The organism is Bordetella genomosp. 8 (genome assembly GCF_002119685.1).
GTDB lineage: Bacteria > Pseudomonadota > Gammaproteobacteria > Burkholderiales > Burkholderiaceae_B > Bordetella_C.
Genome location: NZ_CP021108.1, coordinates 3,681,928 through 3,708,540 on the forward strand (window position 1 = coordinate 3,681,928; position 26,613 = coordinate 3,708,540).

At 62.7% G+C, this 26,613-nt stretch carries 30 protein-coding genes and 1 pseudogene; 12 read left to right on the forward strand and 19 right to left on the reverse strand.

Features of this window, described 5'->3' with window-relative positions:
* The first annotated feature begins 250 nt into the window (after nucleotides 1-250).
* Nucleotides 251-1,312: an aldo/keto reductase gene (locus tag CAL12_RS16710; protein WP_086065667.1), complete on the forward strand. Its 1,062-nt coding sequence runs from the start codon at nucleotides 251-253 to the stop codon at nucleotides 1,310-1,312.
* Here CAL12_RS16710 and CAL12_RS16715 read toward each other — a convergent pair.
* From CAL12_RS16715 to CAL12_RS16725, 3 genes are all read right to left on the reverse strand, one after another.
* Nucleotides 1,309-2,196 (reverse strand): LysR family transcriptional regulator, encoded by an 888-nt coding sequence (locus CAL12_RS16715; RefSeq protein ID WP_086065668.1) that lies wholly within the window; start codon nucleotides 2,194-2,196, stop codon nucleotides 1,309-1,311. The two genes, CAL12_RS16710 and CAL12_RS16715, sit on opposite strands and share 4 nt — an antisense overlap.
* Nucleotides 2,197-2,236: 40 nt before the next feature.
* Nucleotides 2,237-2,812: a TetR/AcrR family transcriptional regulator gene (locus CAL12_RS16720; RefSeq protein WP_086065669.1), complete on the reverse strand. Its 576-nt coding sequence runs from the start codon at nucleotides 2,810-2,812 to the stop codon at nucleotides 2,237-2,239.
* Nucleotides 2,813-2,932: 120 nt separating this feature from the next.
* Nucleotides 2,933-3,586, reverse strand: coding sequence for a glutathione S-transferase (locus tag CAL12_RS16725; protein WP_086065670.1), 654 nt, complete (start codon nucleotides 3,584-3,586; stop codon nucleotides 2,933-2,935).
* A gap of 242 nt (nucleotides 3,587-3,828) precedes the next feature.
* Here CAL12_RS16725 and bla point away from each other — a divergent pair, with 242 nt between their 5' ends.
* Both bla and CAL12_RS16735 read left to right on the forward strand, forming a co-directional pair.
* Nucleotides 3,829-4,701, forward strand: coding sequence for a class A beta-lactamase (gene bla, locus CAL12_RS16730; RefSeq protein WP_086065671.1), 873 nt, complete (start codon nucleotides 3,829-3,831; stop codon nucleotides 4,699-4,701).
* Nucleotides 4,698-5,831 carry an acyltransferase family protein gene (locus tag CAL12_RS16735; protein ID WP_086067943.1) on the forward strand — a complete coding sequence of 378 codons (1,134 nt, stop codon included), beginning with the start codon at nucleotides 4,698-4,700 and terminating at the stop codon, nucleotides 5,829-5,831. Before bla ends, CAL12_RS16735 begins: the two co-directional genes overlap by 4 nt.
* On the opposite strand, the gene CAL12_RS16740 is transcribed toward CAL12_RS16735, so the two are convergent.
* Nucleotides 5,819-7,018 (reverse strand): MFS transporter, encoded by a 1,200-nt coding sequence (locus CAL12_RS16740; protein ID WP_086065672.1) that lies wholly within the window; start codon nucleotides 7,016-7,018, stop codon nucleotides 5,819-5,821. The genes CAL12_RS16735 and CAL12_RS16740 overlap by 13 nt on opposite strands.
* A 120-nt stretch (nucleotides 7,019-7,138) precedes the next feature.
* Between CAL12_RS16740 and CAL12_RS16745 the strand changes: the two genes are divergently transcribed.
* Nucleotides 7,139-8,047, forward strand: a complete 909-nt coding sequence (locus CAL12_RS16745) for a LysR family transcriptional regulator (RefSeq protein WP_086065673.1) — start codon at nucleotides 7,139-7,141, stop codon at nucleotides 8,045-8,047.
* Between the two features lie 75 nt (nucleotides 8,048-8,122).
* Nucleotides 8,123-8,815 carry an SDR family NAD(P)-dependent oxidoreductase gene (locus CAL12_RS16750; RefSeq protein WP_086065674.1) on the forward strand — a complete coding sequence of 231 codons (693 nt, stop codon included), beginning with the start codon at nucleotides 8,123-8,125 and terminating at the stop codon, nucleotides 8,813-8,815.
* Nucleotides 8,816-8,843: 28 nt separating this feature from the next.
* Here the strand turns inward: CAL12_RS16750 and CAL12_RS16755 are convergent, their stop codons facing one another.
* Complete coding sequence (locus CAL12_RS16755; RefSeq protein ID WP_086065675.1) at nucleotides 8,844-9,452, reverse strand: TetR/AcrR family transcriptional regulator; 609 nt, start codon at nucleotides 9,450-9,452, stop codon at nucleotides 8,844-8,846.
* 82 nt (nucleotides 9,453-9,534) lie between these two features.
* Between CAL12_RS16755 and CAL12_RS16760 the strand changes: the two genes are divergently transcribed.
* A complete protein-coding gene (locus CAL12_RS16760; RefSeq protein ID WP_086065676.1) occupies nucleotides 9,535-10,449 on the forward strand; it encodes an SDR family oxidoreductase in 915 nt (304 codons plus the stop codon).
* 120 nt (nucleotides 10,450-10,569) lie between these two features.
* On the forward strand, nucleotides 10,570-12,141 hold the full coding sequence (locus CAL12_RS16765; protein WP_198298259.1) for a methyl-accepting chemotaxis protein: 1,572 nt from the start codon (nucleotides 10,570-10,572) through the stop codon (nucleotides 12,139-12,141).
* Between the two features lie 36 nt (nucleotides 12,142-12,177).
* Here CAL12_RS16765 and CAL12_RS16770 read toward each other — a convergent pair whose 3' ends face one another.
* The 6 genes from CAL12_RS16770 to CAL12_RS16795 form a co-directional block, all read right to left on the reverse strand.
* Nucleotides 12,178-13,146 (reverse strand): quinone oxidoreductase family protein, encoded by a 969-nt coding sequence (locus tag CAL12_RS16770; protein ID WP_086065678.1) that lies wholly within the window; start codon nucleotides 13,144-13,146, stop codon nucleotides 12,178-12,180.
* Nucleotides 13,147-13,169: 23 nt separating this feature from the next.
* Nucleotides 13,170-13,661, reverse strand: a complete 492-nt coding sequence (locus CAL12_RS16775) for a YybH family protein (RefSeq protein ID WP_232464549.1) — start codon at nucleotides 13,659-13,661, stop codon at nucleotides 13,170-13,172.
* A gap of 10 nt (nucleotides 13,662-13,671) precedes the next feature.
* Entirely contained in the window at nucleotides 13,672-14,163 is a 492-nt protein-coding gene (locus CAL12_RS16780; RefSeq protein WP_232464550.1) for a nuclear transport factor 2 family protein, read from the reverse strand.
* Nucleotides 14,164-14,249: 86 nt separating this feature from the next.
* Nucleotides 14,250-14,696: a MarR family winged helix-turn-helix transcriptional regulator gene (locus CAL12_RS16785; RefSeq protein ID WP_157793018.1), complete on the reverse strand. Its 447-nt coding sequence runs from the start codon at nucleotides 14,694-14,696 to the stop codon at nucleotides 14,250-14,252.
* A gap of 117 nt (nucleotides 14,697-14,813) precedes the next feature.
* Nucleotides 14,814-15,671, reverse strand: a complete 858-nt coding sequence (locus CAL12_RS16790) for an MFS transporter (RefSeq protein ID WP_086065680.1) — start codon at nucleotides 15,669-15,671, stop codon at nucleotides 14,814-14,816.
* A complete protein-coding gene (locus CAL12_RS16795) occupies nucleotides 15,668-16,408 on the reverse strand; it encodes an SDR family NAD(P)-dependent oxidoreductase (RefSeq protein WP_086065681.1) in 741 nt (246 codons plus the stop codon). Before CAL12_RS16795 ends, CAL12_RS16790 begins: the two co-directional genes overlap by 4 nt.
* Nucleotides 16,409-16,508: 100 nt before the next feature.
* Between CAL12_RS16795 and CAL12_RS16800 the strand changes: the two genes are divergently transcribed.
* A complete protein-coding gene (locus CAL12_RS16800; RefSeq protein ID WP_086065682.1) occupies nucleotides 16,509-17,141 on the forward strand; it encodes a TetR/AcrR family transcriptional regulator in 633 nt (210 codons plus the stop codon).
* A 37-nt stretch (nucleotides 17,142-17,178) separates the two neighbouring features.
* On the opposite strand, the gene CAL12_RS16805 is transcribed toward CAL12_RS16800, so the two are convergent.
* A complete protein-coding gene (locus tag CAL12_RS16805) occupies nucleotides 17,179-17,667 on the reverse strand; it encodes a DUF417 family protein (RefSeq protein WP_198298260.1) in 489 nt (162 codons plus the stop codon).
* Between the two features lie 92 nt (nucleotides 17,668-17,759).
* On the opposite strand from CAL12_RS16805, the pseudogene CAL12_RS28515 reads away from it, so the two are divergent.
* Nucleotides 17,760-17,858: pseudogene (locus CAL12_RS28515) on the forward strand (1-deoxy-D-xylulose-5-phosphate synthase N-terminal domain-containing protein); the annotation flags it as partial.
* Nucleotides 17,859-18,025: 167 nt separating this feature from the next.
* The gene (locus CAL12_RS16815) at nucleotides 18,026-18,931 is read left to right on the forward strand and encodes an NAD(P)-dependent oxidoreductase (RefSeq protein WP_086065684.1); all 906 of its coding nucleotides are present in this window, start codon (nucleotides 18,026-18,028) and stop codon (nucleotides 18,929-18,931) included.
* Nucleotides 18,932-18,988: 57 nt separating this feature from the next.
* On the opposite strand, the gene CAL12_RS16820 is transcribed toward CAL12_RS16815, so the two are convergent.
* The 5 genes from CAL12_RS16820 to CAL12_RS16840 form a co-directional block, all read right to left on the reverse strand.
* Nucleotides 18,989-19,612, reverse strand: a complete 624-nt coding sequence (locus CAL12_RS16820; protein WP_086065685.1) for a TetR/AcrR family transcriptional regulator — start codon at nucleotides 19,610-19,612, stop codon at nucleotides 18,989-18,991.
* Nucleotides 19,613-19,627: 15 nt separating this feature from the next.
* A complete protein-coding gene (locus tag CAL12_RS16825) occupies nucleotides 19,628-20,119 on the reverse strand; it encodes a DUF302 domain-containing protein (RefSeq protein ID WP_086065686.1) in 492 nt (163 codons plus the stop codon).
* Nucleotides 20,120-20,187: 68 nt separating this feature from the next.
* Nucleotides 20,188-21,642, reverse strand: a complete 1,455-nt coding sequence (locus CAL12_RS16830; protein ID WP_086065687.1) for an amidase family protein — start codon at nucleotides 21,640-21,642, stop codon at nucleotides 20,188-20,190.
* A 130-nt stretch (nucleotides 21,643-21,772) separates the two neighbouring features.
* Nucleotides 21,773-22,273, reverse strand: a complete 501-nt coding sequence (locus tag CAL12_RS16835; protein ID WP_086065688.1) for a CinA family protein — start codon at nucleotides 22,271-22,273, stop codon at nucleotides 21,773-21,775.
* A 131-nt stretch (nucleotides 22,274-22,404) separates the two neighbouring features.
* On the reverse strand, nucleotides 22,405-23,007 hold the full coding sequence (locus CAL12_RS16840) for a winged helix-turn-helix transcriptional regulator (RefSeq protein ID WP_086065689.1): 603 nt from the start codon (nucleotides 23,005-23,007) through the stop codon (nucleotides 22,405-22,407).
* A gap of 206 nt (nucleotides 23,008-23,213) precedes the next feature.
* On the opposite strand from CAL12_RS16840, the gene CAL12_RS16845 reads away from it, so the two are divergent.
* Nucleotides 23,214-24,050 (forward strand): hypothetical protein, encoded by an 837-nt coding sequence (locus CAL12_RS16845; RefSeq protein ID WP_086065690.1) that lies wholly within the window; start codon nucleotides 23,214-23,216, stop codon nucleotides 24,048-24,050.
* Nucleotides 24,051-24,084: 34 nt separating this feature from the next.
* Nucleotides 24,085-25,062 (forward strand): enoyl-CoA hydratase-related protein, encoded by a 978-nt coding sequence (locus tag CAL12_RS16850; RefSeq protein ID WP_086065691.1) that lies wholly within the window; start codon nucleotides 24,085-24,087, stop codon nucleotides 25,060-25,062.
* Nucleotides 25,063-25,187: 125 nt separating this feature from the next.
* Here the strand turns inward: CAL12_RS16850 and CAL12_RS16855 are convergent, their stop codons facing one another.
* Nucleotides 25,188-25,574 (reverse strand): hypothetical protein, encoded by a 387-nt coding sequence (locus tag CAL12_RS16855; protein ID WP_086065692.1) that lies wholly within the window; start codon nucleotides 25,572-25,574, stop codon nucleotides 25,188-25,190.
* A 418-nt stretch (nucleotides 25,575-25,992) separates the two neighbouring features.
* Entirely contained in the window at nucleotides 25,993-26,580 is a 588-nt protein-coding gene (locus CAL12_RS16865) for a TetR/AcrR family transcriptional regulator (protein WP_198298261.1), read from the reverse strand.
* Nucleotides 26,581-26,613: the final 33 nt, after the last annotated feature.

Below are 26,613 nucleotides of genomic sequence, written 5' to 3' on the forward strand. Positions count from 1 at the left end.
CCCTTGCGACCGCGCTGAACATAAACTTCACCAAAATTTTAACCAGGCGCCGGGCGCTTATGGTCAGCCGCTTCGCCCAGGCCCATGGGGCGCATAGAACGCACGGCGCCCGCGCACTTTCTAAAAACAGAAAATTATCCCTCAATAAACAATCTTTATTTCTTTTCTCGCAAACCTCACACTGGCGCCCAGCCGAGCCAACAGGCGGCGAAACCAAAGGACCGAACCATGGTTCTCTCCAGGAGCGCAAATGAAATACCAAACCTTGGGCAATACCGGTTTGCTCGTGTCGCGGCTTTGCCTGGGCACGATGACCTTCAGCGGCGGCAGCGGCGTATACCAGCATATCGGCAGCGTCGACCAGGCCGGCGCCGATGAACTCGTGAAGGCCAGTATCGACGCGGGAATCAACTTCTTCGATACCGCCGACGTCTATTCGGGCGGTGAAAGCGAAAGCACGCTCGGCCAGTCCTTCAGGAACCTGGGCATCCCGCGCAAGGATTATGTGCTGGCCACAAAGGTCTACAGCCGCATGGGTCCCGGCCGCAACGACGTCGGCGCGTCGCGCGGCCACATCATGGATGCCGTCGACGCCAGCCTCAAGCGCTTGCAGACCGACCACATCGATCTCTATCAGGTCCATGCAACGGACACCCTGACCCCGGCCGAGGAAACGCTGCGCGCGCTGGACGACCTGATCCGCCAGGGCAAAGTCCGCTACATCGGCGTGTCGAACTGGCAGGCTTGGCGCATCGCGACCGCGCTTGGAATCTCGGCCCGCCTGAACCTGGCGCGTTTCAACACGCTGCAAGCCTATTACTCGATCGCAGGCCGCGACCTGGAGCGTGAATTGGGTCCGTTGCTGGAAGAGGAGAAGATGGGCCTGCTGGTCTGGAGCCCCTTGGCCGGAGGCTTGTTGTCCGGAAAATTCAGCCGCGACAACCAATCGCCGGAAGGCTCGCGTCGCACGGGATTCGATTTTCCCATCGTCGACAAGGAACGCGCATGGAATGTCATCGACGTGATGCGGCCCATCGCCGAAGCCCACGGCTGCAGCCCCGCACGGATTGCGCTGGCGTGGCTGCTCTCCAAGCCTGTCGTCACGTCGGTGTTGGTGGGCGCCAAGCGCCTCAGCCAGTTGCAAGACAACATCGCCGCGGTCGATATCACGTTGAGCGAAGAGGAAATCCGGCAACTGGATGCGGTCAGCGAGTTGCCCCCGGAATACCCGGGCTGGATGCTCGCCACCCAGGGCGCCGATCGTCTCGGCCCCGTCGATCTTTGGGGCGGCAAGATGGCGTCCGCCTCCTAGCGGGCCACGGCGAGCCGGGGGTTGGCGTTCACCACCTGATCGGCCAGGAAATCGGCCACTGCCCGTATGCGCGCCGATGCCGCCAGGTCGGCATGGGTGACCAGCCATAACTCGTTGCTGAACACCTGCTCCGGCGGGACGACGCGCACGAAGTCGTCGTCCACGGCCAGGAAATCAGGAATGACGGCCAATCCCAGGCCGGCCCGGACCGCCGCGATCTGGGCGGGCAGGCTGCTGGTGATCAGCGCGATCCGGCAGGCCGGATGCTCGCGCGCCAGCCAGGCCGCCGCGGGCAGGTGCGCATGGCTCTCGTCCCAGGCAATGAAGTGGCGTCCCGCCAGCGGCTCGCCTTCGACAGGCGGATGGTCGTCCAGGTATCCGCGACTACCGTATACCGAATAGGTCATGTGGCCAACGCGCCTGACTTTCAGGTTGCCACGTGCGGGACGGATCACGCGCAAGGCAATATCCGCCTCCCGGCGACCGAGTTCGGCGGTGACCGTGCTGGTAATGATCTCGATGCAGATGCCGGGATATCGCGCCTTGAAGGCGGGCATGGCCGGGATGATGAGATCGGTCGCAAGGTTCTCCGACGTCGCCAGCCTGACCGTGCCCACAGGCATCTTGTCGATGCCCGCCGCCCCGCGCTCCAGTGCCATGACGCTGTCTTCGACCTGTTCGGCGTGCCTCAACACCTCGCGCCCCTCATCGGTCAGCAGATAGCCGGTCTGACTCCTGGCGAACAGAACGATCCCCAGGCTCGATTCCAACTCCCCGATGCGACGGCTGACCGTGGACTGGCTGACGTCCAGTTCGCCCGCTGCCTGCGTCAGGCTTCCGCTGCGGGCCACGCATAAGAAGTACCTCAGATCATTCCAGTCCATGTCGGGTTTGTCTATCGGAGGTGGAGTCTTCACTTTTCCTTCAGGCCGGCAACAACCCAGCCGCCCGATAGCCATCGATCAACGCGTCGAACAGCTTGATGTCGGAACGGCCGCGCGCCATCAGTTGCGCGCCCGCGATTGCGGCGAATATGGCACGCGCTCTTTTCTTCGCTTCCCTGGAATTGCCCATGCCCGCTGCCACAAGCATCTTCTCAAGCCAGGCAACGTTGACGTCGGAAAACGCCTGGACTTCCGTCTTGACCAGGTCGGGCAAATCATCGTATTCAGCGGCCATGAAGCTGCACAGGCATATGCGGTTGCCGTTCTCCAGCGACTTGCGGAATGTCTCCGGATATTTGCGCAGGCAGTCGGCCGGATCGGGAAACCTGGTCGACAGCGCTTCGAGCGCCGCCGCCGAGTCTTCCCAATAACGCCTGGCGACGGCGGCGGCAAGGTCCGCCTTGCTCGGGAAATGATGGTAGAGACTTGCCGCCTTGATGCCCACTTCCTCAGCCAGGCTGCGAAGGTTCAAGCCACCATAGCCATGCGCCTGCGCGATCTTTTTCGCGACCGACAGGATGCGCTCACTTGAGCTATTGTTTGCTTGAATCGCCACGATTCCACCTCGACGAACGTACTGACGAAGCGCAGTATATAACCCGCTATCGCTCGCACATTCCGTCGTCGGCAGCCTGCCCCGGTCACGTCAGGCCGACCGCGTCTAGGCCGACCGCGTCTAGCCGACCGCGATATCCGAAAATGCGGGCTGCCGGTGTACGCTGGGGCGCTGCTTCATGCGCTCGTACCATTCCAATAAGGCCGTGCATTCGGCGGGCACGGGCAGGTCGACGATCCTGGCAAAGACCAGGCCACCGATCACGGTAATGTCGGCCATCGAAAACTCCGCGCCTGCCACATAAGGCTGCTTGCTCAACACAGCGTCGAAGTAATGCATCCCGCGCAAGGCCTTGTCGCGCTGCCTGATTCCCCATTCAGGGTTCTGGTACAGCTCGACCTTGGGCCCCAACCCCGGGGTGCCGTGATGGAAGTACACGCTGATCGCATCGAGCAACTCGATCTCGGCCCGTTTGTTCATCATATGGATGATGCCTTTTTCAAGGGCGCTCCTGCCGGTGAGCGTGGGATGGTTGTCCAGTCCGTCAAGATATTCCGTGATGGCGGTGCACTCGGCAATGCAGGTACCGTCTGCAAGCTCGAGCACCGGCAATGTGCCCGAATAGTTTTTACGCGCCATGAATTCCGGATCCTTGTGCTCCCCCTTGTACAGGTCGACCATCACGAATCGCACACGGTCCTGCAGATTCTTTTCCGCGAGGGCGATGCGCACACGCGTGGGATATGGACCCTTGGGAAAATCATGAACCGTCATCAGCGGCTCGTCCTTCTCGACATTCCTGGCAATACCTGGCACCGGTTTTCTCCTGGTTGACGCCCGTTCCGGGCAAGTTGGCAAAGAGCCATTCCATTACCTACCTAACAGTTGTTAGTCAGAATAGAGGTCCATAGCTGCGTTGTCAAGACCAAGCCCTTTAGAATCCCGGTGCCGATGACGACCCGGTTGGTTGTCCACCGCGCTCACCGCCTTTCTTCAAGCCCATATCGGATCCGACCGTGACTCCTTCCCTCCTCCGCCGAAAACTATTGATTGGATTGCCGCTGCTCGCGGGCATGGGTGCGATCCGCGACGTCCATGCAGCCGGATCGGCGCTGGCCGATATCGAACGCCGTAACGGCGGTCGCCTTGGTGTTTTCGCGGTCGATACCGCTACGGGCCGCACCCTCGCCCATCGCGCCGACGAACGATTCCTGATGTGCAGCACCTTCAAGGGATTACTCGCCGCGCAGGTACTGCAACGCGTCGATGGCGGCGCCGAGCGGCTCGACCGCCTCGTGCGCTACACGGAAAAGGACTTGATTTTCACGTCGCCCGTAACCAAGGCCAACGTCGGACGTGGATCGATGTCGATCGAAGAACTCTGCCGCGCGGTCCTGGTGGAAAGCGACAATACGGCCGCGATCCTATTGATGCGCAGTGCCGGCGGCCCTGCCGGGCTTACCCGGTTCGTACGTGGCCTCGGCGACACCGTCACGCGCTCGGATCGCTATGAACCCGACTCGAACCGCGCGGACGGCGCCTTCGACACCACATCGCCGAAAGCCATCGCCACCGTGGCGCAAGGCCTGCTGCTCGGCGATGTCCTGAGCACGAACTCTCGCGCGACGCTGGAACGCGGGATGGCCGACTGCAAGCCGGGCCTCAATCGGATCCGCGCGGCGCTGCCAGCCGATTGGCAGGCCGCCGATCGTCCCGGAACCAACATCGACAACGAAACCAATGACTACGCACTCGTGCGCCCGCCCGGGCGCACGCCCTTGCTCGTCGCCGTCTACTACGATGCGCCGGGCGTCAAGATGGACAGGCGGGAGGCGGTTCTGCGCGAAGCAGGCAAGGCATTCGTGCAGTGGGCCACGAGCGCGGCATGAGCCCGGACGACCAGCGGAACAGGAAGATCGATCTCCTGCGCGGCATCTCCATCCTGCTCGTGCTGTTCCACCACTTCAATATCGCCTATCGGCTCGACGACACGTTCCTGTCGCGCGTAATCGGATGGGAAGCCGTCCGGGCCGTTGCGCGCAATGGCAACTACGGAGTCACGATGTTTTTCGTGATCTCCGGCTACCTGATCACCACCCATACGATGCGCCGGTGGCGCCGACCCGGCCTTGTCGACGCCAGGGGCTTCTACGCCCTGCGGATCGCCCGCATCGTCCCGTGCCTGCTACTGCTGTTGATCGTTGTGAACGCGCTGGCGATGGGTGGTATCGCCATCTTCCAGAATCATGCGCCGAACGGTGTGCCGGTCTCGCTGTGGCTGGTGAACCTGGCGTCGTTGACATTCTGGATGAACGTGCTGGTGGGTACGCATGGCTGGACCAACTATGCGCTCGGTGTGTTGTGGTCGCTTTCCGTCGAGGAAGTGTTCTACCTGTCGTTTCCGCTGCTCTGCCTGATACTGCGACGAGAATCGCGGCTTCTTGCCTTATGGCTCGCATGCATCGCCGTGGGTCCGATCTATCGGCTTTTCCATCAGGGCGACGAAGGCGGCTATCTCTACGCGTATTTCGCCTGTTTCGATGGAATCGCCATGGGCTGCTGCGCGGCCTTGCTCGCCAGGCGGCTCGAATGGGATGGCCGCGCGCGCCGCGTCGCGACATGGGTGACGGCGACATGCATGGCGGCTGTCTACCTTGCCTGGCCCATCCGGGATAGCAATGTATTAGGTGTCACGGCCATCGCTTTCGGCACGGCGGTCCTGCTCCTGGCCATGCAGGGTCGAGCGAACGAAACAAGGATCCAGCGCACGCATGCGTCCGCCGCATTGGAAGCACTCGGCAGACTGAACTATGAACTCTACCTGTTCCACCTGATCGTGCTGGGGGCATTACGAACGATAGCGCCGCCTTCCACCGTGTTGGGAGACCAGAAAATGGGGCTCCTGGCAGGCTACCTGCTGCTTTCCGTCGGCCTGAGCACGGTGGTCGCGCGGACCTATGCAGATCCTTTGAATCGCTACATCCGGCAACGGCTCCTGGTCGAACGTCATGCTTCCTGATCGGACTGCGACGCCAAGCGCGCGACCCAAGGCACCATCAACATCGCCAGGATGGCAATCGCGGCGGAGACATAACCCACGCGACCCAAGCCCCATTGCGCGATGACCAGTCCGCCGACGATCGCACCCAGCCCGATGCCCGCATTGGCAGCCGACACGTTCAGTGTGCCCGCGAGCGCCTGGGCGTGGGAAGCGGCCTTCATCACCCGAACCTGGCAGACCGGGAACAGCGCGGTGTAGGCAACGCCCCAGACCGCCAACGCGACCACCAGCAGACCCAGCGTATGCGCGACCGGCACGCTCGCGGCCATGCCCAGGCCCAGCAGCAGGGTGAAGACCAGCGTTGCCCTTAACGGCCGCCGGTCAACCAGCCGCCCGCCCAGCCAGTTACCCGCCAGGCCGATGGCACCGAAACCCATCAGCCACCAGCCTACGTGCGCCGGCGCCACGCCCGCTATGCGCTCCAGCGTGTCCGCCAGATAGGTGTAAGCGGTGAACATCGCTGTGAACACCACGACCGACAGCGCGACGTTCGCGATGAAGTGCGGGTCTTTCAGGATGCGAGCCTGCTCGGCCAGGCGCAAGCGCCGCGGCCGGGCCAGTGTCGGCATGAAAATGGCGATCAGCAGCGCCATTGCCAGCGACAGCGCCGCCAGCCCCCAGAAGGCGCCACGCCACCCGATGGCATCCGCCGCCAGCGTGCCTAGCGGGATACCGAATAGCAACGCAGCGGAAATGCCCAGGTACACCTGGGAAACCGCTCGCCCGGCGCGTTGTGGCCCGGCGAGTTGTCCCGCGGTCTCGCTGGCCGTTCCCCAGAAGACCGGTAACGCCAGCGCCGGGATGAAACGCGCCAGCGCCAGCACCCAGATGTTCGGGGCGAGCGCCGCCAGCACGTTCGCGGCGGTAAAGACCAGCAGGATGGCGACGAACAGCCGCTTTCGATCGACGTGCGACAGCAGCGCGGTCAAGACCGGGCCGAACAGCATCACCGTAAAGGCGAACAGCGTGACCAGTTGGCCGGCCAGCGATATCGAGATGCCCAGGTCGCGGGCCAAGGCCGGCAGCAAGCCCACGATCAGGTACTCGGTGGTGACGATGACGAAGGCCGCCACCGCAAGGATGAAAATGGAGAAGGCGCCGCGCCCGGAGGCAACCGCGTCACCAGGGACCGCCAAAGTGGACATCAGGAAGGGGCTCCAGCATGAATCGAGAAGCGGGAGCAAAGTCTATTGGAGAATAAAACTATTATTGATGGAGTTTATTCAAGATATTATGGACTTTCAGTCCAGATTCAAGGTCATCAGATGTTTTCTGCCGAGCGCCTGAAGGGTATCGGAGCCTTCGTGGCCAGCGTCGAGGCAGGCAGCTTCACCGCAGCCGCCGAACGCCTCAGCCTGACCAATTCCGCCGTCAGCAAGAGCGTGGCACGTCTCGAAGCGCGCCTGGCTGTGCGCCTGTTTGACCGCACCACCCGCAAGCTGGCCCTGACCGATGCCGGAGCCGCCTTCTATCAGACCTGCGTGCGCGTGCTGGCCGATCTGGCGGAAGCCGAGTCGGTGCTGGCGGCGGAGCGCACCGAACCCGTGGGCCGACTGCGCCTGGATACGCCTGCCGCCTTCGGAAGAATGCGGGTCTGGCCGCTGCTCCTGGCGTTCATCGGACGTCATCCACATCTGCACCCCCACGTGTCCTTCACCGACCGTTTTGTGGATCTGATCGAGGAAGGCATCGATCTGGCCGTGCGTATCGGCGGCCCGGAACGCTGGCCGCCCGCGCTGGGTCATCGCTATCTGGGCCGGGAGCGACTGATCTTTTGTGCCGGCCCGTCGTACCTGGCACAGCACGGCACGCCGGCTTCGTCCGATGAGCTGGCCGGTCATGCCGCGGTGCTTTATGGCCGCGCCGATGGCAGCACCAGCCCTTGGCTCATCGCCCATGCCGGCGGCACCGTAGAACGCCGGACGATGCAGGGACACATTGTGGTGGGCAGCGGCGAAGCCCAGGTGTCCGCGGTGCAGGCCGGCTGCGGCATCGCGCAGCTGGCGACATGGCTGGTCGAGGAAAAGCTCGCAAGCGGCGAACTGGTCGCCATCCTGCCGGAGCTGACCACCGACGGCCTGCCATTGAACCTGGTGTGGCCGGTCGGCCGCCAATTGCAGCCCAAGGTGGCCAGCGTCGTGACGTGGTTGGCCGATGGCTTGCGTGTCAACTAGGACCCGTGACACATTTACGGCTCGTGATGCAGCTCGTGATGCACCTGTCGCCGACACGAACCGGAGTAGCCAACCATGACGGATATCCCCTATCGCAACGCACTCATCATCGGCGCCGGCTCAGGTATCAGCGCCTCGCTGACGCGACTCCTGACGACCGCGGGCCTTCCCGTCGTCGTGGCAGCGCGGAATGTGGACAAGCTCGGCCCGCTGCTGGAAAGCACCGGGGCCACCGCCCTGGCCGTCGATGCGGCGGATCCGCGCCAGGTCGAGCAACTGTTTGCCGAAGCGGAACAGCGTATCGGCGCGCCTGAGATCGTGGTCTACAACGCGAGCGGCCGGGTGCGCGGCCCGATCGCCGATCTGGACCCCGGCGAAGTCGAGCGGGCCGTCGCGGTGACGGCAATGGGCGCGTTCTACACCGTGCGGGAAGCCGCGCGGCGCATGACGCCCGCCGGCAAGGGTGCGATCCTGCTGACCGGCGCTACCGCGGGCGTAAAAGGCTTCGCCCTGTCAGCCCCCTTTGCGATGGGCAAATTCGCACTGCGGGGACTCGCGCAGAGCGCCGCACGGGAGTTGATGCCCAAAGGCATCCACGTCGCCCACTTCGTCATCGATGGCTCCGTTCGTTCAAGCGAACGTGTGGACGCTGCCGACTCGACGCTCGATCCGGACGCGATCGCTCAATCCTACGTCGACCTGCTTCGCCAGCACCGTAGCGCCTGGTCCTGGGAAATCGAGGTCCGGCCGTGGGTCGAACGCTTTTGATTTCATCGTGAGGTCCGGATGGCACATGTCATTCGACCGCAACCTTCAGCGCCGCGAAGGTTTCCTCGAGGAACGCGGTGATCGGCCGCTCGCCGCTCTGGTTTCCCCAGGCCTCGATGGCCAGGCGCATCGCGCCGATGGAGACCATCGCGACGATACGCAGCGCCTGCCGTCGTTGTGGCTGGCGCCAGACTTCGCACAGCGTTGCGTGCAGCCCGTCCTCCTGTGCCGCATATTCCGCCTGTTTGCGGGCCTTGAGCGTTTCGCTCGCGCGCATCACGCGGTCGATCGCGCGCATTTTCTCCGAGTCGTAGCGCGAAACGTGATCGATCAGCGTTTTGCGCACGGCATCGAGCGGCGCCTCGTCGGGAGAGACTTTCAATAGATCTGCTCGCATCGCGTCCCATGCGCCTTCCTGCCAAGCGAGCAGAATGTCTTCCTTCGACCTGAAGTATGAGAAGAACGTACGCCGAGAGATGCCGGCCGCCTCGGCAACCGCGTCGAGCGTTGTCCCTTCGTAGCCATGGGCCAGAAAGAGCTTCAGGCCCGTTTCCGCAATGCGCAGGCGCGTCTCGCGTTGTTTCTGTTCGCGTAGCCCTCGACGCGCGGGTTGATCGTCAGCGGTTCTCGATGTCACCTAGATTTGCCTTGCAAAATTGCACCAAGTGCATAAATATATGCACTTGGTGCAGAAAATATCAGCCTCAAGAGCAGGAATCATGACCCACTGGACTGCAGCGGACATACCATCACAACGTGGCCGTACGGCCATTATTACCGGTACCGGCGGCCTCGGCCTCGAAGATGCCTTCGCGCTGGCCCGTGCCGGCGCGAACGTCATCATCGCGGGACGCAATCCGGCCAAGGGCCGCGCGGCCGTTGAACACGTGCGCCGAAATGCGCCCGAGGCAACCGTGTTTTTCGAGGAACTCGACCTCGCTCGCCTGGGTTCGATGGACGCATTTGGTTCAAGACTGCGTGCCAGGCTCGATAGCGTGGATATCCTCATCAACAACGCCGGCGTGATGACACCGCCGCAGCGCAAGACCACGGACGACGGCTTCGAGCTGCAGTTCGGCATCAACTACCTGGGGCACTTTGCACTCACGGCACACCTGCTGCCGCTTTTGCGCAATAGCACAAGTCCCCGCGTCGTGACGCTTTCGAGCATTGCCGCCCGCGACGGCGAGATCCATTTCGACGATCTGCAAGCCGAACGGACGTACAAGCCGATGCAGGCCTACGCGCAATCCAAGCTCGCCTGCCTTATGTTCGGCCTCGAACTCCAGCGGCGCAGCGATGCGACGGGCTGGGGCATTGCGAGCATCCCGGCCCACCCAGGCATTTCCCGCACCGATCTGCTGCCTAACGGGACCGGCCCGAACAGCGCTGTCGCCTTGGTGCGCAAATATCTCTGGTTCCTGTTCCAGCCCGCGGCCCTGGGGGCATTGCCAACGCTTTACGCGGCGACGTCACCGGCGGCGCAAGGCGGCGTGTATTACGGGCCCGCAAGATTGGCCGAAACACGCGGATTCCCGGCCAAGGCGAAGATTCCGCGGCAAGCGCTGGACATGGAGAACGCGGCACGATTGTGGGTGCTTTCCGAAAAGCTGACCGGCGTCGCATTTGGATGAGTCCCGGCGAAAAAATTAAGGCTTTCCTGTAACCAATACATTCCAGCCGCCGAACTACAAGTGATGGGCGTCAGCCGACGGACGGCTGACGGCGAGGAAAACTTTGAACCGGCGCGCACGATGCAAAAGAGAAGACTGTCTTTCGGACTTCTGCTGGGTACGGGTTTCGCGGTGGTCGTCCTATTGGGATGCGGAGCGTCCATCCTGGCCAGGCATTACCTGAGCGCGATCAAGGACGACGTGAACCTCCTGGCCAATGTGCCGATCGACAACCTGATCTATGTGCAGCAGATCAAGGATGGGATCGGCGTTCGTTCGCAGATCGTGCGCGACCTGCTCCTGGCGAGCGATCCCGACACCTTGGCCAAGATGGAAGGCCGCCAAGCCGACCTGGCTCGCCAGGCCGCAGCCGCCGCCGCGCAATTGGCGGACCGGGCGCTCGATACGCAAGCAGCGGAACTGGTGCGGCGGCTGGATTCCGCCCGGCCCGTCTATGACGACTTGCTGGCGAAGGCCATGGTCCATGCGGGCAAGCGCGACATCCCCGTCGCCACCGAGGTGCTCCTGAAGGAAATGCCCGCCGCCCAGGCGAACTACCTGAACGTCCTGAACGAAATGGCGGCGTACCAGCAGGATCAGGCATTGGCCGTGTCGGGTGACGCGGAAACGGTCGTCAGCCTGGCTGTGCGCATCATGACCAGTCTCGCGATATTCGCCGCCGTCTTCGGCGCCGCGGTCGCGATCGCCATTATCCGCAAGGTCCTGCGCCAACTGGGCGGCGAACCGGCCTACGCTGCCGCGGTGGCGCGGCAGCTCGCCGAAGGTGATCTTTCACTCGCCATACGTTTGCGCAAGGGTGACGAGTCGAGCCTGCTCGCGCACATCGAATCGATGCGGCACAAGCTGGCTGATATCGTCGATCAAGTCAGGCGCGGCAGCGAGTCGATCTCCGCCGGCACCGGCCAGCTCGCGGCGGGCAATGCCGATCTCAGCCAGCGGACGGAAGAACAAGCGGCGAACCTGCAAGAGACGGCTTCCGCGATGGAGCAGATGGCATCGACGGTTCGCCAGAACGCCGATACGGTTCTCATGACGTCTTCCCTGGCGGCACAGGCAAGCGAGGCGGCCGGCAAAGGCGGAGAGGCAGTGATGGAAGTGGTGCAGACCATGGACGAAATCTCGGCGAGCTCGCGCAAGATCGGCGACATCATCGGCATCATCGATTCCATCGCGTTCCAGACCAATATCCTTGCATTGAACGCCGCCGTGGAAGCGGCTCGCGCCGGCGAGCAAGGTCGGGGCTTCGCCGTGGTGGCCAGCGAAGTGCGCACGCTGGCGCAGCGCTCCGCCCAGGCAGCGCGCGAAATCGCCGGCCTGGTGACGGAAAGCGTGGACAAGGTGCGCAACGGGGGCGAAACCGTCGGCCGTGCGGGATCGATCATCAGCGACGTGGTACAGCAGGTGCGCCATGTGGCCAGCCTGGTCGGAGAAATCGGTACCGCCACGCGCGAACAGGAGCAAGGCATTTCGCAAGTCGGCATCGCGGTCACGCAACTGGATCATGTCACCCAGAGCAACGCCGCGCTCGTCGAACAGTCCGCCGCCGCGGCCGATAGCCTGAACGCCCAGGCCGCCCAACTCGTCACCCTGGTCGGCGCCTTCCGGCTTCAAGCCCATGAGCGGTACGCGTGAACGCGACCGGCTGGCTCGCTCACGCGACCCATGGGCTCAGGGCCGCAGGATTACCCTGCCGAAAACCTGTCTCGACATCACGTAGGAATGCGCGGCCTGGGCTTCCTGCAGCGGAAAGGTCTTGTCGATCACGACCTTCAGTTCCCCTGTCGCGACACGCTCCAACAAGCTCTGCACGCTTGCGTGGACCCGAGCGTGCTCCTTGTCCAGGAGCGAAGGAAAGAACACGCCATGCACGCTTTGGTTTCCCCGCCACAAGCTGACCGGATCCAGCTTGTCCTGGTCCCGGCCGGACACGCCGACCGTAACGATGCGCCCCTTGTACGCCAAGGCCTGGACGCCTCGCACCAAAGTGCTCCCGGCGATGCTGTCCACAATGAGATCCACGCCGCGTCCGCCCGTCAGCCTCGCGACTTCCGCCACGAAATCACTTTTGACGTAGTTGATGCCGGCCGTCATCCCATAAATCCGCAGGCGTGCGAGCCGTGCGTCATCCGACGCGGTCGTGTACACGGTGGCGCCGGCGCGATGCGCCAATTGGATGGCAGCCAGCCCCAGCGCACCGGCTCCCGCATGAATCAGCACGGATTGCCCGCTCTTGAGGTTTCCTGCATCGAAGAGGCACTCATGGGCGGTGCCCCACGCGACGGGCACCGCGGCCGCGACCGCTATATCGAGCGTTTCGGGAATCAACCAAGTGTCCACGGCCGGCGCGGCCACCCTCTGCGCATGCGATCCCCATGACAGGACCGCCACGACGCGATCCCCCGGCTGACGATCTCGCACGTTCCTGCCCGCCGCCTTGACTATTCCCGCGCACTGATAACCCACGATATGCGGAACACGCGCCAGAGGGCGCATTTCCCGATTGATCAGGTCCCCGCCCTCGACGGAGATCGCCTGTATCTCTATCAATACGTCGTCCGGGCCGCACGTGGGCTCATCGACCGTTTCATAGCGGAACACATCTGGTGGGCCGTTTTCATAATACACAGCTGCCTTCATGGACATACTCCTGCGTGCGACGATCACTGCGCCGCGATGGGAACGATCGAAGCAATCCGCCAACCAGCCGCGGTTCGTACCGCGACCTCGTAGACCAGGTATGGCGCCGTGCGCGCATCGGCCGCCGAGCGGCCCAATGTGATTTGCGTGGGCGCGTAGAGCTGGGCGACGTCGCTCGTCAGGGGAATCACGCGCAGCTTGCTCATATCGGGTTCGAACTTCCAAACCCCCTTGAAGGTTTCGCGGAAATGGTCGATGAGCGCCGGCTTTCCCCAGAACTGGTATGGCCGGGCGACGAACACCACCGGGTCGCCGAGATCGTTCGGCCCCGCGAAAACCGCGTCGAATGCCTTCAGGTCGTGCCGGGTCGCCGCTTGCGCCTGGCGCTCGAACACCTGCTGCACTTCCCGCCGATCCGTCTCGGTGAAAGTCGGGGCAGCGACACCGGCGCCAGACACCAGCAGCGCCGCGCAGGCGAATCCACGGCACAACGTGCCCTTGACTGACATTTTCATCTTGCTTCTCCTATTGAGCGGGCAGCGGAAGAATCGCCGTGAACCGCCAGCCTCGCGCGGTGCGTACGGCGAACTCGTTGATCAGGTAGGTGGCGGTCACAGGCGCCTGGCCGGGCGCCCCCAGCGTCACCTTGGTGGGTACGTATATCTGCGTCGTGTCCGCGCCGAGCGGCACGACACGGGCACGCGACATGTCGGGATCGAGCCGCCATGTTCCCTTGAACGTCTGTTCAAAATGCTGCATGACGGCCTTTTTGCCCCAGAACTCGTAGGCCCGCGCGACGAAGGACACGGGGGATGACCCATCGTCGGGACTGTCGGCCAGGACGCCATCCAACTTGGCGATATCGTGCGCGTTCTCCGCCTCGACCTGTCTCAGGAACAGCACTCGTACACCCTCACGATCGGCCGTCGCCGTATCCCCGGCGTGGACGGCGGCGCCTGCCGACATCGCCGCGACGACCAAACCGAACACGCCCTGCGCAAAAAGCTTTCGCATCATACATATAGCCTTATATGCCCATATTGGAGGCATCCTGACGACGCGGGCGTGTCATCCGATGCGTTGAACCTGTCTGCTTGGATTCGCTACTCGGGGCGTTCGAGATCCAGGGTGGTCACCCGCTGCATGACCCGGCGCATCGCCAGCGCGTCCTCCTTACCGAACGCCGCTTCGAATCGACGTTGCGCGCCTTCCCAGGCGATCCTGCCGGCGGCTTCCTTTGCCCGCCCCGCTTCCGTCAAGGTGATTTCCCTTTCTCTGCGGTCATTCTTGCCCACGGCGATACGGATCAGCCCATCGCGTTCGAGTGGGCGCATGTTATGCCCCATCGTCGCCCTGTCGGTGACCAGGATTTCGGCCAGCTCCGCGATCGTCAGCGCGCCGCGGGTGGCCAGCAGATTCAGGATCGCGTATTGCGTGATCCGCACGCCGGTCTGCGCCATGCACAAGTCGTAGAACCGTCCCAGATGGCGTGCTGCCTTGCGGATGGCAGTGCTGTTGCACGGCCCTGGCATGAGGCTGTTCTGGTTCATGCGTGAACGTCTCCCGATAAGTAGGGCAATAATAAGGGCATATAAGTGCTTTCTGCAAGCGATCGGTAATGCCCCATCAGCCAAGCAGCATGTCATCCCACTTGTGCCCTCACCACATCAACGTCGCTGTGGGGTCTGGAAGCTGGGCGCCACGCCACGACCTACCAGGACGAGTAACGGCAACGCGACGATGGCGAAGCCGATGGGCGCGAGACCGATCGCGCCGACCTGGAAACGGTCGATCACGCCGCCACCGCCCAGCGTGCCCAACGCGATGCCCAGGTTGGCGGCGGAGATGTTCATGGTCATCGCGAACGGTGGAGCTGGCTTGCCCGCCAGCGTGACCCGCACCTGCCCCAGCGTCACCAATGCGGTCTGGCTGACGCTCCAGAGGAACATGGGCACGGCCGCCATCGCCATCGAACCGCCGGCAAGCGCGGCCAGGTTGACGCCGGCGACCAGTACGATGATCGCAACGGCCGTCGATCGCAGCACTGCGCGATCCGCATATCGCCCGGCCAAGCTGTTGCCCAGCAGGCCCGCCACGCCGAACAGGAACAGCGTGAACGCGACGCTCGACGGCGACAGGCCGAAGGTCCGCTCGACCCAGGCGCCCAGGTAGGTATAGGCCGAAAACATCGACGAAAACACCGCCACGGATAACGCGAGATGTGCCAGGAACAAGGGCTGGCGCAGCAGGCGCAACTGGCCGGCCAACCCAAGGGCATCGGCCTTGGGCACCTTGGGGAACAGCAACGCGATGACAGGCGCCAGCAGCAATGAAGCCACCGCCAGCACCATGAACGGCATGCGCCAGTTGCCGCCCTGGGCGAGCGGAATGCCCAGGTCCTGTGCGATCAGGGGCAGGAGCCCCACGACGATTAGCTCCGCGCCGACGACGATTGTCGTCGTGGGCGCCATCAGCCACAGGGCCTGGACCAGCATCCGCTGGGAACGGTCGCCAGCGCGCGTCACGCGTTCGCTCCGCCGTCGACGGTGAAGCCGGTCCCGTTCACCGACCGCGCCTCAGGGCTGGCAATGAAGGCATAGAGCGCGGCGACGTCTTCCACCCGGCCATACTCCTTGATCGCCATCCGCTGCCGCTGCGCTTCCGCTTGGGGACCATCGGCCGGATTCATATCGGTATTGGTCGAACCGGGATGGACCAGGTTGACGGTGATGCCACGCGGGCCGAGATCGCGGGCGGTGCCCTTGGTCCAGGCGATGAGCGCGGCCTTGCTGGCGGAGTACAACGCCTTGCCCGCGTCGGGCACCCGTTCGGCGAGGTTGCTGCCGGTGGAGATGATGCGGCCGCCCTCGGACATATGCGGCAGCGCCGCCTGCGTCGCCAGGATCACGCCGCGGACGTTCACCGACAGGATGGCGTCGATGTCCTCGACGGTCACATCCTCGACCGTGCCGTACCGGATGATGCCGGCATTGTTCACGAGGATGTCCAGGCCGCCGAGTTCGGCGGCGGCGCGATCGACCGCCTGCTTGATCGACGCCGGGTCCGCCACGTTCATCTGGACGGCGACGGCGCGACCGCCCGTGCCTTCGATTTCCTTGACGATGGCATTGGCCGCATCGGCCGAGCGCTCGTAGCCGATGGCCACGGCGGCGCCGTCGGCGGCGAACCGGCGGGCGATGGCGGCACCGATGCCGCGGCTGGCGCCGGTGATGAAAGCACGTTTACCTTGAAGCGAAGACATGAGACTCACCTCCATTTTTGAAGTGATCGTTATATAATAGGAAGACCGAATTTCTAGTCAAGCGAAATCTATATCGTTCACTACATAACGGAGGATAGCCATGGCCGGCCGAGGTCGCCCAAGGGCATTCGACAGGGAGCAGGCGCTCGACCGCGCCATGGAAATCTTTTGGGAGCAAGGGTTCGAGGGCACCTCGATGGTCGACCTCACCAAGGGCATGGGGATAGGCGCGCCCAGCCTGTATGCCGCCTTCGGTTCCAAGGAGGAGCTGTTTCGGTCAGCAGTGACCCGCTACGTCCAGACCGACGGCGCGGACATCTGGGCGGCGATCAGCCAAGCGGACACCGCCTATGGCGCTATCGAGGGCTTCCTGATGGAAACAGCGCACAAGTTCAGCCGCCCCGACAAGCCCAGCGGCTGCCTGGTGGTGCTGTCGGCGCTGCATTCGACGGATGGCAACCAGGCGCTACGGGTGGAACTGACCCGCAAGCGCCTGCAAAACACGGCGGACCTGGCCGCCCGCCTGGCGAAGGGCATCGAAACCGGCGAATTGCCCTCTGGGACCGACGTCGACAAACTGGCGCGTTTCTACGTCACCGTGCAGCAGGGCATGTCGATACAGGCGCGTGATGGCGCAGATCGGGCAATCCTGGAGGAAATCGCGCGCTCCGCGCTGGCGGCATGGGGACGCCTGACCGCGACGCCAGCAGGCCGACAGGACGCGCACTCCTGACGGCGCGGCGCGCCTGGCAAAAGGCGCGCCGCGCGGCTCACTGCGTCCGCGGCCCCGACCTGGTCCCGGGCAGCGACGCCAGGAACAGGACCAGGCACACGCACAGCAGCACGATGTCCTTATAGAGAAACTCGCCGGTCAGGTTCCACGCGATCGGGTCCGTGGACAAGCTCCACTTCACCACGCCCGGCGTCGTGAAAAAGAAAGACCAGGTAATGGCGAAAGTGCCTATTCCCATCAGGGCGCCCAAGGCCGACAACAAGGGGAAGTACGCGCCCAGGGCCAGCAGCGCCGCCGTCGCCAGCTCGATGGAGCCCAGCAGATACGCTTCCCCACGTATGCCGAAGACCTGCAGCCAGGAAACGAAGGGGCTGTTCACGATGAACTGGGCGATGCCCTGCGCCGACTGCGGCGTGAACTTCTGGATGCCGAACGAGATGAAGATCAGCACCATCACCCAGCGCAGGATCGCCAGGGGCCAGTAGCGGCCCGCGCCTTTCTCTGCGACGTTGAACTCTTTCAGCATATGGGTCTCCGGGAGGTTGAATGGGTCGTACCACCCTTTCTTCGTTCCCGGAGGCGCCGCGGTTACGTCCACAGATGCAACAGTTGTCGCCAGTGATCCTGAACGACAACGATATGTCGATCCCGCCCCCTGTCGGCGCGCTGAACGAATATCCATCCCGCCTGAGGTCAGGCCACTCCCATGCGGCGTCAAATACGCCCTTTTCCGTCACGCTGTTCGAGGACCTCGGCCTGGGCTATTCTTACGCGGAAGCCGATCAGTGCCGCTTGGCGCGCACGCACGACGTCCTGGTCATCGTCCATTCGATTCGTGAACGTTCTTCCCGTCGCCAATCGCACACCTTGCGGAGCTCCCGTCCATGAATAAATCCATCGGATTCATCGGCCTGGGTGTCATGGGAACGCCCATGGCGGTCAATCTGGCCAGGAGCGGCGCCCCGCTCACCGTCTGGAGTCGCTCCCCCGACCAGTACGACACCCTGCGCGCCGCCGGCGCCACGGTCGCCGAAAGCGTGGATGCGCTGTTCTCCAAATGCGACATCGTCATCCTGATGCTGGCGCACGAAGCGGCCATCGATGAAGTCCTTGCCCGGCGGACGCCGCGGTTCGAACAACGTGTGGCCGGCCGGCTGATCGTCAACATGAGCACGACCTCGCCCGGCTACTCGCGCTCCCTGGGTGACGATATCGCGGCCAGCCAGGGCGACTACGTGGAGGCGCCCGTCTCGGGATCCCGCAAGCCCGCCGAAGACGCGCAGCTCGTCGTCATGCTGGCGGGGCCGCCGGAGCACGTCGAGACGGTCCGCGAGCTGGTCCGACCGATGTGCCGCGAGACCATCACTTGCGGCAAGGTCCCGGGCGCCCTGACGATGAAACTCGCGGTGAATCTCTTCCTGATCACCATGGTCACCGGCTTGACCGAGGCCACGCATTTCGCGCAGCGCCATGGCATCGATCTCGCGCAATTCGCGCAGGCCCTGAACGCCGGGCCGATGGCCAGCAACGTCTCGCGCGTCAAGATCGACAAGCTCGTCACGCAGGATTTCTCGGTCCAGGCCGCCATCACCGACGTCCTGAAGAACAGCCGCCTGGTGGCGGAGGCGGCGCGCGACGTCGGCATTGCCTCGCCCTTGCTGGACGTTTGTCATGCGCTCTATGGGGAAACCGAAGCGCTGGGGCATGGCGCGATCGACATGGTGGCGGTCATCCACGCCATCGAACAGCGGACCGCCGGGCTCGACCGTTCGGCGCCGGCTGGGCAGTGATCGCTTCCGCCTTTCTGGTCGCGCTCGCCGCCTGGGCACGACCGCCACGTCCCGGCCTCAGGGCTGTACCGATTTGGAGGATCCAGGCGGGACTTTACCGGGCGGACCGGAGGGGTGCGCCAACGTCAACGCCGCCTGTACGCCTCCCTCCAGGATGGCTTCCGCAAGCTTGTGATCCGACACCGCGCGCGCGATCTGTAGCGTCCCGACCATGAGGCCAAAAATGGCAATCGCCTGCTCCCGGCGCTTGGCGCGCTTCGGATCGGGAAGCAGACCGGCGAGGCCGTCGACGTAAGCGAGAACGGCTTGCTCGTATCGCTGTCTGGTCGTTTCAGGCTGACGGCCGATCTCGGGCAACAACGCCGCGGACGGGCAGCCCTCCTCATACCCGACCAGGTGAGACGTATTGAGGTAACGCCGAATGGCGTCTTCGATATCGGCCGCCCCCGTATCCTCATTCGTCAACGCATCCTGCTGGTCCTGCAATGCGCTGGAAAGCGCCTCCTTGACCAACGCTTCCTTGGACTCGAAATGGGGGTAAAAAGCCCCGTTGGTCAATCCGGACGCGGACATGATGCCGGCCAGGCCTGACGCCGCGATACCATCCCGTCGGAATTTCTTCGCGGCGACATCGATGATGCGTCTGCGCGTATTTTCCTTGTGGCCTTTTTCAAAACGCATGAGCTTGAACTCTCTTCAGGACGCAGCCTCTTCCAACACCGCCCGCAGATCCTTATCCAGTTGCACCGCCACCGCATCGATCTCCGTACTATTGAATTGTCCGAACATCGACACGGGACGATCGTACTCGAAGGACACAGTGCCTTCATGGTCCTCGCTAAGCAGGACTCGGATGGGAGCATAAAGACCGGCCGCAATCCGATGTCGCGTCATTTTAGATGCCGTCAATGGATTGCCGATGTCATACTGGATCGCAAGACGGCGCGGCCCCGCGATGCCCAGCAGTGCGCCATGATCCCGGAATCCAAAGATCGAGAGCGCGGGCAGCGCCTCCAGTTCCTTGAGCGCGCGCACGGTTTCGCCATAACGCAGCAAGGTAAAAATCCCATCGTCGATCCGACTCACCAAGCCTTCGAGCCTGGCCTTGACCGCGGAGAATGAATGACTGGAACGAATGCGGACGTGCTCGACCGCGATCGTGGTGGTTTCATAAGTGGGCTTGGACATTTTAATCCTTCAGGCAGTGCAGCCCGCCAGGGCCGCGAAACGTGTGTACCTTCGATTCCGTGCCACAGTCAGATGGGCGACGGCAATGTGCCCACCACCGCCTCCACGCGGCGTGCAACATATAGCAGCGACCGATCGCGCCCGTAAGGGCCGTCCAATTCGAGACCGATGGGCAAGCCCTTCTCGGATTCGCCAATTGGAAGACTGACACCCGGCAGGCCCGCCGCACTGGCTGGAATCGTGTTGTTGGCCAATACCAGTTGGCTGGTCTCCTGGCCACCCAACATGATCTTGTCTTCCTGTCCGATCATCGGCGCGGTGGACGGCGTAGTGGGCAGTATCAGCGCGGCCGCGCCAGTCCTTGCGAACGCTTCGGCATACCGGCGCTTGATTTCCGCGCGTTCCCTCCCCTGCGCATGGCGATACTCCTCATCGGAGATGTAGCCTTGCCCGCTCGGCAGCACGAATCGAGTCCATACATTTTTCAGTCCGGGCTTCAAGCCGTCCACGATCCCGTCGAACGTGACGGGGACGTTGTTCTGGCGTATGAATTTCTCCACTGCCGCCTTGGTCTCACGGAAGAAGATATGCCAGGTCGCGGTCAGGGCACGCTCGGAGAAATCCTGCCCCAGGTCGACCTCCACCACATTCGCGCCAGCGTCGCGCAGTTGCCAAACGGTTTCCTTGAAGCGCGCGGCAACTTCGGGCGCCGCCAGTTCCAGGAACTGGTGCGGCGCATAGGCCAGCGTGACGCCTTTCAAATCGGAATGAGTACTGCCGTCGGGGGTCTCGTCACGCGTAACCACGCGATCTATCAGGATGCAGTCTTCCACACGCCGAGCAAACACACCGGTGGTGTCGAGCGTGTGGGAAATGGGCGCGACGCCACTACGCGGCCAACGTCCGGTGGTGGGCTTGAAGCCGACCACGCCACATAGCGAAGCCGGCACACGGACGGATCCGATGGTGTCGCCTCCCAATGCCGCCGGCACCAGGCGAGCGGCCACAGCGACCCCGCCGCCACCGGAAGAACCACCCGAGACGTGATTCACATCGTGGGGGTTTCTGGCTTGACCATAGGCTTCGTTATGACCGGTCAGCCCGAAGGACATCTCCACAAGGTTGTTCTTGCCGAACACAATACCGCCACCATCCTTGATTGCCTGAACCGCGTCGGCGTCGTGCTCCGGCACAAAGCGATCGAGCGCCGCGAGACCGAGGGTAGTACGCAGTCCCTCGGTGAGATAGCTGTCTTTGATGGCAACGGGCACGCCAAGAAGCGGCGCCATGGCGCCGGCGGCTCTGTCTCTGTCTGCCTGCCTGGCGGCTTCCAGCACGGCGACTTCGTCGATGGTGATGAACGCGTTCAGATCCGCGTGATCACGAACCCGCTGCAATAGCGCGCCTGCATACCTTTCGGAAGAAATCTCGCCTTTGCGTATGGCCTGGGCGGCCGCCGCGACGCCCAGCGATGCGAGCGCGTCGGCCGTGGCTGTGTTGTTTGCCTCGGAGTTTCCCTGCATGACATGGCCCCATATCTGCGCGTCCCGGCGTGGCGATCCCAAGCCGGGACAACTATTGAATTACGATCATACTTTAATATTATGATCGTAATCCTAAAGCCGGTGCGGGCGCAAGTCCCCGGCACCGCGTCTAGCCGAGCAGTGGGCCTGGCTTGTCCAGCAACTGGTCCAGCAGGCGCAGGGCCTCGGCGGCGAACACCTGCATGTTCCGCCCGCGATCCGTATCGCCCGTTTCCACGGTGAGCGTCGCGCCGTGCGGACCACGCACGGCCAGGCACGCATGCCCGGGGGCATCGCCATAGCGATTCCCGCTCGGTCCGCTTGCGCCGGTTTCAGCGAGCACCCAGGTCGTATTCAGCTTCCGCTGCAGGCCTTCGGCCAGGAAGGCCGCGTAGTCTTCGGTTGCCGACCGCATCCCATCCGGCAGCGTCAACGGCAGGTCGAGCAGCGCGTGCCGCGACTGGGCGGTGTAGACAATGGCGCCGCCTATGAAATACGCCGAGGCCCCCGGCACTGCCAACAGGCTGGCAGCGATCAGCCCGCCAGCCGAACTTTCGACCGTGCCCAGCGTGTGCCCACGCTGTTTGAGTTTGCTGGCGATGGATGCCGCGCTCGCTTGCAGCTCGTTCATGGGAAATCCTGCTCCTTGGAGAGTGCGCGGCAGGCCATGAAGGGATGCCATCGAAGAGATTGTACTAACTGAGACTGGACACCAGCTCCCCTTGCATGCACGGCCCGCTGCGCGTCGCCTGCCAAGGACCTTCAGCTTTTGCCCTTCAAGCGCCGGGCGGGCAGCGTGCTGGGGACGTTCGCGGCGGGCTTCGTACGGGAATTGGATCCAACCAGAGCACTTTTTGGGTCGCCACCCTCATAACGTCGATCGGTATGAGACAGCCGCCACCGCATCAGGTCGTCCGCGCCAGGCCCCTCTTCGATCGCGATATCTTGACCTGCCACCGGTTCTCCCGTGCTCAGGTCGGTGAAGGTCCATTGGACGTCGGCACCTGTTCGCCGGTTCACGAACTTCAGTGGTGGAGCGGCGGCGCCGGAAAGGTTTAAGCGATCCCCGATCTTGGAGAGAAGCACCATGATCGGCGCAATCTGCCTGCCGCTTGTGGTGAGTAGGTATTCGAATCTCTCTGGGTTCATCTGATAGCGACGTCGCTCGATAAGCCCGTTCGCCTCCAGATGTTTGAGTCGATCGCTCAACGTAGCGTTGGTTACGCCAGACGACCGACGAAGATCGTCGTACCTGCTGAGGCCGAACACAAGATCCCGCAGAATCAGAAGGCCCCAACGATCGCCGATCGCCGCCATCACACCGGCGATCGAACACACCATTCCATCAAAACCTTTTGAACGCATAGATCGGTCCCAAGCCCTCGCGGACTGATGATTGATACTCTAATTATAAGAGATACACGACCTTGAATCCCTTGCTCCCCAGTCACTCTTATTATAAGATTAACTACATGGTCGGCGCACTTCATGACGAACAGCGTGCCGACCGACTAACGGCAAAGCGCTGCGAGGGTGATTGCCCTCCTGTCCATATCCAAGGAGTCTTCAAATTGCAATCACGCACCGCTTCCGGCCTCTTTCGTCCTCTTGGCGCGTTTGTCGGCACGGGGCTGCTTACATTCATCTGGCTGTTCGCACTCGTTGCATCGCCGGGACTTCAAAGGTCGGGAATATCGGTGATCGTCGCGCGGTTCGCCGTGCATTTGATCGTGCTTTCCGGCGCCTGGATGGCGTTATCGCACACATCGTTGACGGAATTGGAACGCCGTCGGACCTGGGCGGCGATCGCCGTTCCTTTGACTATTTGGCATGGGGCCGCCTGGACGATCGTCGCCAAGGGTCTCCTGCTACCAGGCGTAACCTCTATACCTTTGCTGCCGCTGATGATCATCGTCCCGACGGCTGCCGTCATCGCTGTTCTATGGCGCTCGAGCCGCATCGGTCTAATACTGGATGCCATGCCGCCGAGTTGGCTTGTAGGGTTGCAAGCGTATAGGGTGATCGGGGGCGTGTTCCTGGTTGACTGGTTTGCCGGCAACGCACCCGGTGCCTTTGCAATCCCCGCAGGGATTGGCGACGTGATCACCGGGCTACTCGCCCTGCCAACCGCGATACTGCTGGCGAAGGGCCAGCCGGGCAGCATCAGATCTGCCTTGCTCTGGAACTTCATCGGCATTTCGGATCTTGTGATCGCTGTCACCTTGGGCGCACTTACTTCGCCTGGACCGCTGCAGCACCTTGCTTTCGATAACCCCAATCTTCTGACCGGCGCATATCCCACCGCCATCATTCCCGCTTTTACCGTCCCCACCTCCCTCGTTCTACACGCGCTCTCTCTCCGCCAGTTGATCCGGCGCAAGCGGCCCGTAACGACGGCCAACGCCTGACCGTCAAGACCCTCCCACCCGAGCAAAAGACCTTATGGATAACCAACACTTCATTGCGCGCCGAGATTTGATGAAAAGAGCGGCGACGATAGCGACGGCGGTTCCGGCGCTTGTCGCAGCGACATCTGCCCTGGGAAATGAGTCAGGACAACACACCCAAGCTGGCGGACAGGCAAGTTCGTCCGCCACGGCCCCACTGCCCACGACGCTTGCCGAAGTACCAATCAACGCTGACTCCCGCATAACCATCGCCCGCAGGGACCAGCTTGCGTTGTTGGGTCTCAATCGCCCGCAGGCCGGAAATCGTATCGACCCGGCAATGTTCCAGGCACTTGCGAAGGCGCTCTACGACTATGACAACGATCCGTCACTACGCGTGGCCATATTGTTTGGTCACGGTGACGGCTTTTCCCAAGGCATCGACGTAGAAGCCTACAGGGCCGCTGCCAATACCGGCGGACCACTGGCCGGCCTCACGCACGTCGTTAATCCTTTGAACTACGGTGTCCAACGCAAGAAGCCAGTTGTCGCCGCCGTTCACGGTGATACCTGGAATATGGCCCACGAATTATTTTTGTCCGCGGATATCCGAGTAGCGGCGGCCAATACCGATTTTGGCCAGGACGAGAATACGCATGGCCGCTTTCCAGGCGGCGGATCGACCATCCGGTTCGTGCGCGAGGCTGGCTGGAGCAACGCGATGCGCTACATGCTTACCGGTGACCATTGGACCGCCAGCGACGCATTGCGGATGGGTCTTATCCAGGAGATCGCGGATACCCCGCAGGCAACGTTGGAGCGTGCGGTGGCAATAGCGAACAAAGTGGCCGCTTGTGCGCCGCTCGGCGTTCAAGCAACGTTAAGCTCCGCGCACCTGGCGATCGACAATAGCGAGGCGCAGGCTTTTGCGAAGCTTGGGGCCCAGTACAGCGCGCTTTATCGCACGAGGGATTTCGTCGAGGGACTGAATGCGCAGGCGCAAGGACGTTTGCCTGTCTTCCAAGGCGACTGAGTCCCCAATTGATATTTTCCGCCCCGCTGTCGATCCCAATCCAAGCCGCGGTAAGGTGCATGTCGATTCGTTCGATAAAGCCCAGTTCTTGAAAGAAATAGCACCCTCCTCTGCGTATCCGTACGCTAGCCTTCCAACAACTTCCGGGCCAGGGTCAGCGCTTCATCTTTCGTCTCAACGGTCAGCATGGGATAGCCCCAGAATTTCTCATATACCAGGGCGAATGCCTTGGTCGCCAAGCGCTTGGCGGCATTCGGTTCGATGTAGATCCCTGCCTTGACGAAGGCCCGCAATTCGCTTTTGTGGCGCTTCATCCAAAGCGAGGCCTGCTTCATTTCTTCCGGCGAATGTTCGGGTGCACCGCTATCAAGCCCCTCGTCATTGAGCAGAACGAAGACTTCCTTTCTGGCGAGCAATGCCTCGAACTCGGCAAAAGGCGAGGCCCCGGGATCGGGGCCAGGCGCGTTCAATTCCATCCAGACCAAGGGGAACTTCGAGACGTCCATCAACATGCCGGAATGCTCCTTCGAAACAGGTTCAATCGAACGATACCGACAGGTCAATTGGACGTCACTGTGCAATCTGGCCATAATATTTTTCAATCAGGCCAACTTATAAGCGCCGATCGGACGCTTCATACGCATCATGCCCCGCATTGCCACCACCGATCTGAGAGCGATAAACGATGTGGACCATGTCCCCCGGCCGATCGCGCGTTGTTGGATGAGTTGGCGGCGGCTCCCGTGGAAGACCTTCACTTGCCTATGCCCCGGGATCCGCGCTTGCGCCGACTCGCGGAAATGTTATTGGCCGATCCTGCGGACAAGTCCACAAAACGCGATTGGGCGACGCGCATAGGCATGAGCGAGCGCAACATGAGCCGGCTTCTGGTGCAGGATATCGGCATCGTGCTTCACGATCATGCGTTGATTAGCGGCCGAGAGCGGTCTCGACCGCGGCATCGACGATGCCTTCGATAAAGCGGTCATCGAACGCCTCTTTGGAAAACCAGCGCCGAAAAAATAGTGGCCCAACCACCGCCGCGACCAGGTCGGCGGCTGGCTTCTCCGGCTGCACCTCACCCCTGTCCCTGGCTATTTCGACGACCGCGTGAAACGGCGCCATGAAGGCCTTATGCAGTCCGGCCTGCAGCGCGGCGATTTCCGGATCGCGCTCCGCCGCGTCGACGATCGACGGATAGACCGTGGCCCATGCGGCGGACTGAAGCTGTTCCGCGAGCTTCGTCACAAGAGCGTGCAGGTCGGCGCGCAAAGTGCCCGTGTCCGGTGGCGGCGGTACGTCCCCCAGCCTGGAACAGGCATCGATCAGCAAGGCAGCGCGCGAAGGCCAGTGCCGGTAGATCGTCGTTTTCGAAACGCCGGACACGCGCGACACTTCGTCGATGCTGACGCCGCCGATCCCGCTCTGCGTCAACTGCCGATAGGTTTCGCTCAATACGGCTGCCTTGGAGCGCTCCACCCGCTTGTCTGCAATCTGAGCCACCTTCACCTTCCTCATTGACAATATCGATACGCTACGGTAGCGTACTAC

Bases quoted from the DNA above. Each gene is read 5' to 3' on its own strand.
- CAL12_RS16745 (WP_086065673.1), top strand. From the start codon at position 7,139: ATGTTTTCTGCCGAGCGCCTGAAGGGTATCGGAGCCTTCGTGGCCAGC.
- CAL12_RS16805 (WP_198298260.1), bottom strand. From the start codon at position 17,667: ATGCTGAAAGAGTTCAACGTCGCAGAGAAAGGCGCGGGCCGCTACTGG.
- CAL12_RS16820 (WP_086065685.1), bottom strand. From the start codon at position 19,612: ATGCGTTTTGAAAAAGGCCACAAGGAAAATACGCGCAGACGCATCATC.
- CAL12_RS16750 (WP_086065674.1), top strand. From the start codon at position 8,123: ATGACGGATATCCCCTATCGCAACGCACTCATCATCGGCGCCGGCTCA.
- CAL12_RS16785 (WP_157793018.1), bottom strand. From the start codon at position 14,696: ATGAACCAGAACAGCCTCATGCCAGGGCCGTGCAACAGCACTGCCATC.
- CAL12_RS16835 (WP_086065688.1), bottom strand. From the start codon at position 22,273: ATGAACGAGCTGCAAGCGAGCGCGGCATCCATCGCCAGCAAACTCAAA.
- CAL12_RS16710 (WP_086065667.1), top strand. From the start codon at position 251: ATGAAATACCAAACCTTGGGCAATACCGGTTTGCTCGTGTCGCGGCTT.
- CAL12_RS16840 (WP_086065689.1), bottom strand. From the start codon at position 23,007: ATGCGTTCAAAAGGTTTTGATGGAATGGTGTGTTCGATCGCCGGTGTG.
- CAL12_RS16830 (WP_086065687.1), bottom strand. From the start codon at position 21,642: ATGCAGGGAAACTCCGAGGCAAACAACACAGCCACGGCCGACGCGCTC.
- CAL12_RS16740 (WP_086065672.1), bottom strand. From the start codon at position 7,018: ATGTCCACTTTGGCGGTCCCTGGTGACGCGGTTGCCTCCGGGCGCGGC.
- CAL12_RS16770 (WP_086065678.1), bottom strand. From the start codon at position 13,146: ATGAAGGCAGCTGTGTATTATGAAAACGGCCCACCAGATGTGTTCCGC.
- CAL12_RS16815 (WP_086065684.1), top strand. From the start codon at position 18,026: ATGAATAAATCCATCGGATTCATCGGCCTGGGTGTCATGGGAACGCCC.
- CAL12_RS16735 (WP_086067943.1), top strand. From the start codon at position 4,698: ATGAGCCCGGACGACCAGCGGAACAGGAAGATCGATCTCCTGCGCGGC.
- CAL12_RS16765 (WP_198298259.1), top strand. From the start codon at position 10,570: ATGCAAAAGAGAAGACTGTCTTTCGGACTTCTGCTGGGTACGGGTTTC.
- CAL12_RS16850 (WP_086065691.1), top strand. From the start codon at position 24,085: ATGGATAACCAACACTTCATTGCGCGCCGAGATTTGATGAAAAGAGCG.
- CAL12_RS16855 (WP_086065692.1), bottom strand. From the start codon at position 25,574: ATGTTGATGGACGTCTCGAAGTTCCCCTTGGTCTGGATGGAATTGAAC.
- CAL12_RS16795 (WP_086065681.1), bottom strand. From the start codon at position 16,408: ATGTCTTCGCTTCAAGGTAAACGTGCTTTCATCACCGGCGCCAGCCGC.
- CAL12_RS16800 (WP_086065682.1), top strand. From the start codon at position 16,509: ATGGCCGGCCGAGGTCGCCCAAGGGCATTCGACAGGGAGCAGGCGCTC.
- CAL12_RS16865 (WP_198298261.1), bottom strand. From the start codon at position 26,580: ATGAGGAAGGTGAAGGTGGCTCAGATTGCAGACAAGCGGGTGGAGCGC.
- CAL12_RS16715 (WP_086065668.1), bottom strand. From the start codon at position 2,196: ATGGACTGGAATGATCTGAGGTACTTCTTATGCGTGGCCCGCAGCGGA.
- CAL12_RS16775 (WP_232464549.1), bottom strand. From the start codon at position 13,661: ATGAAAATGTCAGTCAAGGGCACGTTGTGCCGTGGATTCGCCTGCGCG.
- CAL12_RS16725 (WP_086065670.1), bottom strand. From the start codon at position 3,586: ATGACGGTTCATGATTTTCCCAAGGGTCCATATCCCACGCGTGTGCGC.
- CAL12_RS16825 (WP_086065686.1), bottom strand. From the start codon at position 20,119: ATGTCCAAGCCCACTTATGAAACCACCACGATCGCGGTCGAGCACGTC.
- CAL12_RS16760 (WP_086065676.1), top strand. From the start codon at position 9,535: ATGACCCACTGGACTGCAGCGGACATACCATCACAACGTGGCCGTACG.
- CAL12_RS16780 (WP_232464550.1), bottom strand. From the start codon at position 14,163: ATGATGCGAAAGCTTTTTGCGCAGGGCGTGTTCGGTTTGGTCGTCGCG.